Source organism: Nostoc sp. JL31, assembly GCF_017114965.1.
GTDB classification, from domain to species: Bacteria; Cyanobacteriota; Cyanobacteriia; order Cyanobacteriales; family Nostocaceae; genus Nostoc; species Nostoc punctiforme_A.
The window spans coordinates 126,108-132,644 of record NZ_JABXKO010000049.1 but is presented as its reverse complement, the minus strand read 5'-3'; the positions used below and the strand labels follow the sequence as shown (position 1 = coordinate 132,644).

The window sequence follows — 6,537 nt, the reverse complement described above, 5'->3', positions numbered from 1 at the left end:
GCTATGATTTCATTTTGAATGCTCTATCTGTCGCAAACATTTTTTGAATTGGTATTAAATATTGCCAGTCAGTTACGTTCTCAATTGCGGGGTGGGGCTTGCGATGTATTTATGTCGGATATGAAGGTCAAGTTAGAGGTTGTTTGAAAAGTATTTCGCTGTGACTTTAGACACTTTTAGATCCCCCCTAACCCCCCTTAAAAAAGGGGGAACCGGAGTCAAAGTCCCCCTTTTGAAGGGGGATTTAGGGGGATCTAGAATGTTTTGCTACCAAGAAGAGGACTTTTCAAACATCCTCTGAGGAGCGAGATAACTATTTTGTGAATTATCCTTGTGTGATTTTTGAAGTGTTGTCACTAAGTACCGAGGTAAGCGATCGCCAAGGCTTAGTAAGATTTTATAGGCTACGTTTATCTAGCATATCTGAATAATTCTTTGAAGAGCGATCGCAATCAAATTTTACCATACTCCTGTACGAAAAAAATCTGTCCGACTGCTTTTATATTTTGCTTCATAACCCGCAACAAACGATTCTCTAAGGTTCGATTATCCTCATCCAAAAAATCAATTATTGCCTTGACTTTCCCAGCATAATCACGATCGTGTTTAAAAATAATCATGCCAGCATGATTTGGTGCAGTGCGATGTAGATCGATAAAATCTTGGCGATTTTCCGTAATCAAAATGCGACCTGTCGCTGTGGCATACTACAAAACAACATCGTCAGGAATCCCTTGATTTGCTTGACCTGCTTCGTAGGAAGTTAATACATCGTGTCCCTTCGATCTGAGTAAGTTTACCATTGCGATCGGAAAATTTTCATTGGAGTAAAATTGTAATGCCATTAAACTAAATTATCTTGGGCAATTTCTCGATCAATTTGTTCAGTATTTTGTTCGTAGTAATGCCAAGCTGCACTTAAATCTTCCACAGTCAATCCAGGATAATTTGCCAATAATTCTTCATCCGGGGCACCTTGTTGACGATATGCTACCAAAGTCCATACGGGAATTCGTGTATTTCTAATTCGTGCTTTTCCTCCGCAAACTCCTGGTGTAATCTGAATATGATTTTGCAACATTTGCACATAATTCAATGCTTGGTCAACTAATTCCTCTGGTAAAGCTGCAATTACTTCGAGCAGTTGAGTCCTCTTATTCATGACAACAAAATCTCTCTCGCTTATTTCATCCTAACTTGAAATTTTATAGTAATTATCCTAGCGACTGTTTTGAAGCCCAATCTCAATTTCCGATAAGCGATCGCCAATACTATAAATCGACCTATATGTTTTGCGATCGCCTTTTCCCATCATCTCAAGGCGCGATGTCTACGACGGGCTACGCCTACACCTAAATCCGCAATATCCCAAACAGCAAACTGACAGATCGCCAAAATAATGATGTCTAGCATTTTTCCCTAATCAGTTAAGATAATCTTCATCAATCTTCTTTCCTTTTACCCTTCTCCTTGGAATTATGACGCAGGATGATTTATTGTTACTGATAGATCGCGCGGCGGCTGAGGGTTGGCAAGAGTTAGACTTATCGGGGCAGGAGTTGACTGAATTACCTGTAGAAATTGGTAAGTTGCAGCAGCTTGAGTCTTTGATTTTGGGAAAGAAGGTTGAAGGTCATGAATACGTAAGAGGCCGCTTTCTCGAACAGGTTTCAGGCAACAATTTAAAAACGCTTCCTCTGGAACTATTGGGTTTGTCTAATTTGCGTAAGTTGGATATCAGTGGCAATCCTTTAGAGAGGATTCCCGATGTGGTAACGCAAATACTACATTTAGAGGGACTGATCTTAATTCGAGTAGAGCTAACTGAAATACCTGATGCGATCGCTAAATTAACCAATCTGACGCAACTTCACCTCAATTCCAACCAAATAACCCAGATTCCAGAGGCGCTGGCTAAATTAACCAATCTGACGCAGCTTGTCCTCATGGACAACAAAATCACCGAGATTCCAGAGGTGCTGGCTAAATTAAACAATCTGACGCATCTTTACCTCAGTTTCAACCAAATTACCGAGGTTCCAGAGGTGCTGGCTAAATTAAACAATCTGACGCATCTTTACCTCAGTTTCAACCAAATTACCGAGGTTCCAGAGGCACTGGCTAAATTAACCAATCTGACGCAGCTTCACCTCAGTTACAACCAAATTACCGAGATTCCAGAGGTGATCGAAAGTTTGCCGAAATTGGAAAAACTAGATTTACGGGGAAATCCGCTTCCTATTTCACCAGAGATTTTAGGATCTTCTGATGATGCTGGTTCAGTTGAAGATATTTTCAATTACTTGCGATTACTCCGTAGCGGTGAAGTGAGTCCACTCAACGAAGCCAAACTCTTGCTCATCGGACAAGGCAGCGTCGGTAAAACATCCCTTATTAAGCGACTAATCCGCAATAAATATGACAAAAATCAATCCCAAACCGACGGACTCAATGTAGAAACTTGGAACGTGTCGGTCAATAGCAAAGACATCCGCCTCAATGTTTGAGACTTTGGGGGACAGGAAATTTATCATGCTACCCATCAATTTTTTCTGACTAAGCGCAGCCTCTATCTCCTAGTTTGTAATTGTCGCACCAGTGAAGAAGAAAACCGCATCGAATATTGGCTGAAACTAATCGAAAGCTTCGGCGGACAGTCCCCCGTGATTATCGTTGGCAACAAAAAAGACGAACAACCCCTCGACATCAACCGCAAGGCATTACGCGAAAAATATCCTAACATCCAAGCGATTATCGAAACCTCCTGCCAAAAAAATATCGGCATTGATGAACTTCGCACTGCTATTTTGCAGCAAGTCGGTAAACTCAAAGAAGTCTACGATCTTTTGCCACTCTCATGGTTTGAGGTTAAACAACAACTCGAATCCATGCCCCAAGACTTCATCAGCTACAACCGCTACATCGGCATCTGCCACGAAAATAAGATTCCCGAAGAACAAAACCAAGAGCAACTCATCGATCTCCTTCATCGACTCGGTTTAGTTCTCAACTTCCGCGATCATCCCATCCTTAGAGATACCAACGTTCTCAAACCCAACTGGGTTACAGAAGGCATTTACGCGCTCCTGAGCGATGAAAACCTCAAAACTCAAACCAAAGGCATTTTCACCCCCGCCGATCTCACCCGCATCCTCAATCCAGAGCGATATCCCACCAAGCGTCACGGCTATCTGATCGGGCTGATGAAGGAATTTGAGCTTTGCTTTGCACTAGAATGTCAGCCACCACAATTTCTGATTCCGGGACTTTTGCCTAAAGATGAACCAGACGAAACAGAACTCGACGACGAAACCCTGGAATTTCAATACCATTACAAAGTTCTCCCCGAAAGCATCATTTCCCGCTTCATCGTCAACACCCACGAAAAAATTCATCAACAAATCTATTGGCGCAGTGGCATAATGCTGCAATATCAAGAAAACAACGAAATCTACAACATCGCTCGGATCAAAGCCGATCCCGAAGACAAAAAAATCTTCATTACCATTAGCGAACGCAAAGAAACCCGCCGCTTATTTCTCGGCATCCTCCGCGATGTCTTCCAAAAAATCCACAAAAGTCTCCCCAATCTCGAAATCACCAAATGGGTTCCCGTTCCCGGCCATCCCAGACACCCGCCCCTCGACTACCAAGAACTACTCGGACTCGAATCAATGGGCGTTCTTGAATATCCAATCGGTAAACTTAAAATAAACATCAATATCCGTCAACTTTTAGATGGCTATGAATCACTAGAATCACGTCAGAAAATACAAAAAGGCGATCCAGAAAGCGATCGCTTCACAATTGTCAACCAGATTTACAATAGCAATCAGCAAGGAGATTTCAAACCTATGACAGAAAACACAAACAACTTTCAAAACTCAAACATTACCAACGTTGCCAACGAAGTCAAAGACAACGCCAGTCAGCAAGCCTCTAACTTCAACCAAACAAGCGGCGCAAGCGTAGCAGAACTAATGCAACTGATCGGCAACTTACGCCAAACTGCTGCCCAATTTCCACCAGAAACCCACGACGACATTATCATCGATATTGATGATGTAGAAGTAGAAATTCAAAAGCCAGAAAAAGAACGCAATTTACCCAAACTCAAAAAACGTCTAGTAGCTTTACTAACTGCTGCTACTGTAGTCGCTGCCCCCATTGCAAGTATGACAAGCTTTACAAAGGATGTTATGGAAATAGGAAGCAAATTAGGCATAGAACTAAAGCTTCCCTCTGGTAAATAAACTTTGCTAACTCTAGGGGCGATCGCATAGGTTGAGATGATACCCGTCTTTGATTTGATGAAAATTAAACTAGCGATCGCTATTCATCAATCAATATTTAAACCTAACCTACAGCAAACTCCGTATCAGAGCGCACCCTAGCAGGTTGAAAACCCAAAACTATATCTTGATATGGTACACCCAATTTTAATAACTCATAGGCAATCCCATCTTCCGTACCATCATATTGAATCCAAATCTTGCCATTTTTAATATCCAAATGTAGCAAACATCCATAATCCCTGATATCATTCTGCGTCCAACCCACATACACTAATTGATAGTGATCTCGCTCCGTATCAAAAATAGGTTGAGCCTCAACATCTTTTGCGGATTTCATCGAGCGATCAGCTTTTGCTTGGATTAGTTGTTGAATATATTGCCTGTAGAGAGCTACTTTATCCATTGCTCAATCGTCTCCTTTTCTAAGTCATAAACTAAAAGTTTAATTTGATTGCGTTGTACCACACTAAAAGCTAAGTTAAAAAAGGTTTGATAAAAAAAACGAGGTACTGCTAAAATTTGACAGACTCAAAACCTTCAGCGCGATAGCTATGCACGAAAAACCTATGCTGTATAGGATTCGCTATCGTCCCAATTACAAGATTGCGATCGCGGCATAAAGCATATAGAAAATCACAAAGTTGAAGAATACCTGTATCAACGTGTGAATAATTTTAATCAGCGTCAATTTGGTTTCACTTTTTATAAAAGCAATGCAAGTACTTCAACACGATATTTAGGTACTTCAACACGATATTTAGGTACTTCAACACGATATTTGGGTACCTCAACACGATATTTGGGTACTTCAACACGATATTTGGGTACTTCAACACGATATTTAAATGCTTGTGGACTTGGGGTGCGAGTAGCAATGGAACAGAAAACCGGGATAAGAAAATAACCCTGTTTTGTCACTCTAGGCAGAGGAAAAGTAGAAATCAGGGTGAGTTAGGGAAATAAAAATTGAACTAGTTAGGTTATAAATAATAGATTGAAGTTTAGAAAACCCCAAGGACAATTGGGGGATAGGAAAAACTGTTAACCAGGGATATATTAGGTTAAATAAGGTAAAAGGTTGAATTATTAAACGGGGATTGTTAAGAATATTCTTCCAGCCTTTTTCATCGTTCCACCAGGGATGCGAAGCTAGCTTTGATGGAGATTTTGGCACAGAAGACTGCATTTGTTCAGAGTGGAGGCTAACCATTAAATAGCTGCTACATACAATCTCCCACCAGCGTTCAATACCCGGGTAGTGAGTCAGCCGATAATCTGCCCAGCCTAATTCATTTTTACTTTGCTTTAAGCCATACTCAACCCAAGTTCTTAATCCATAAAAGTTGCCTACATCTCTTGGTGTAATGTCTGGATAGTTACTCATCACATACCAAGTAGTGTTACCAGGTAATTTCTCAATGTCTGTAGTAATCTGCCAATACCTTTTTTCTTGTCGTTTGCCGTGAATTATCTCTCTAATAAACCGATTTTCACTCCTCAAGTCTGAGAATACCCTTTTAAATCTGTGCCACTTTAAATATTGAATATGTTGCCTTGGAAGTAACTCTACAGAATGGTTTGAGCGAATCGCTACTAGATAATTTAACCCCAGCTCGTCTAATATAGATATGAAATTAGTACTACTCTCACCATATAAGCTATCTGCTAGTACTAGGTTGAATTTAAAACCCATCAACTCTAGTTTTTTCATCATTATTGCTGCTATTTGAGGCTTTGTAAGATATTTATCTCCTGGCTTTAATCTTTCGCGTGGCTTGTATACTTCAAACAGTAATGGAAAAGTCATCCCACAGAATACACCATACGCCGTGACTGCTACAATTCCATTTTCTACTTTACCCAAATTACCTATGTACTGTCGTTTCACATAATCTGTCTTATTCCCTTTCTTTTTATCTCCTGTCTCATCAATAATTAGAATGATTGGTCTACCTTTTAGAACTTGTAAAATTAGCTATAATCGCAAAGCTCTTAACTTCTCTACATCCCACGGGGATGTAGTTAAAAAATGATGTAAACCTTGCTGATTATCCAATCCTACAATTTTTGCTATTTCTGGTAGGGTTTTCCGTTTTAGTTCAGAAATACACCCTACATGAAGGTATTTAAAAGCCTCGAAGCTCCTAACATCTGGAAACAGGCTTTTATACCATTGGCAATATTCGTCCACGAATTTTACTGTTGGTGCGGCTGGACGAGGCTGTACCATACTCTGTGTCTT

General features: G+C 40.4%; 4 protein-coding genes and 3 pseudogenes. 2 read left to right on the top strand and 5 right to left on the bottom strand.

Features of this window, described 5'->3' with window-relative positions; translation table 11 throughout:
* Positions 1-452: 452 nt before the first annotated feature.
* Together HWQ43_RS12920 and HWQ43_RS12915 are read right to left on the bottom strand one after the other, a co-directional pair.
* Positions 453-845, bottom strand: a pseudogene (locus tag HWQ43_RS12920) (DUF5615 family PIN-like protein).
* A complete protein-coding gene (locus HWQ43_RS12915; RefSeq protein ID WP_292733878.1) occupies positions 845-1,162 on the bottom strand; it encodes a DUF433 domain-containing protein in 318 nt (105 codons plus the stop codon). The pseudogene HWQ43_RS12920 and the gene HWQ43_RS12915 overlap by 1 nt, the downstream one beginning before the upstream one ends.
* A gap of 316 nt (positions 1,163-1,478) precedes the next feature.
* On the opposite strand from HWQ43_RS12915, the pseudogene HWQ43_RS12910 reads away from it, so the two are divergent.
* Together HWQ43_RS12910 and HWQ43_RS12905 are read left to right on the top strand one after the other, a co-directional pair.
* Positions 1,479-2,807 (top strand): annotated as a pseudogene (locus HWQ43_RS12910) (leucine-rich repeat domain-containing protein); the annotation flags it as partial.
* Positions 2,808-4,253: a COR domain-containing protein gene (locus tag HWQ43_RS12905; protein ID WP_292733885.1), complete on the top strand. Its 1,446-nt coding sequence runs from the start codon at positions 2,808-2,810 to the stop codon at positions 4,251-4,253.
* 103 nt (positions 4,254-4,356) lie between these two features.
* Here HWQ43_RS12905 and HWQ43_RS12900 read toward each other — a convergent pair whose 3' ends face one another.
* The 3 genes and pseudogenes from HWQ43_RS12900 to HWQ43_RS12895 form a co-directional block, all read right to left on the bottom strand.
* Complete coding sequence (locus HWQ43_RS12900) at positions 4,357-4,698, bottom strand: XisI protein (RefSeq protein WP_292733876.1); 342 nt, start codon at positions 4,696-4,698, stop codon at positions 4,357-4,359.
* Positions 4,686-4,814 carry an element excision factor XisH family protein gene (locus tag HWQ43_RS33750; RefSeq protein WP_366932819.1) on the bottom strand — a complete coding sequence of 43 codons (129 nt, stop codon included), beginning with the start codon at positions 4,812-4,814 and terminating at the stop codon, positions 4,686-4,688. The genes HWQ43_RS12900 and HWQ43_RS33750 overlap by 13 nt, the downstream gene beginning before the upstream one ends.
* A gap of 400 nt (positions 4,815-5,214) precedes the next feature.
* Positions 5,215-6,525 (bottom strand): annotated as a pseudogene (locus HWQ43_RS12895) (IS701 family transposase).
* Positions 6,526-6,537: the final 12 nt, after the last annotated feature.

What these genes read in the sequence shown, in the direction of transcription:
- HWQ43_RS12915 (WP_292733878.1), bottom strand. Translation starts at nt 1,162, where the DNA reads ATGAATAAGAGGACTCAACTGCTCGAAGTAATTGCAGCTTTACCAGAG.
- HWQ43_RS12900 (WP_292733876.1), bottom strand. Translation starts at nt 4,698, where the DNA reads ATGGATAAAGTAGCTCTCTACAGGCAATATATTCAACAACTAATCCAA.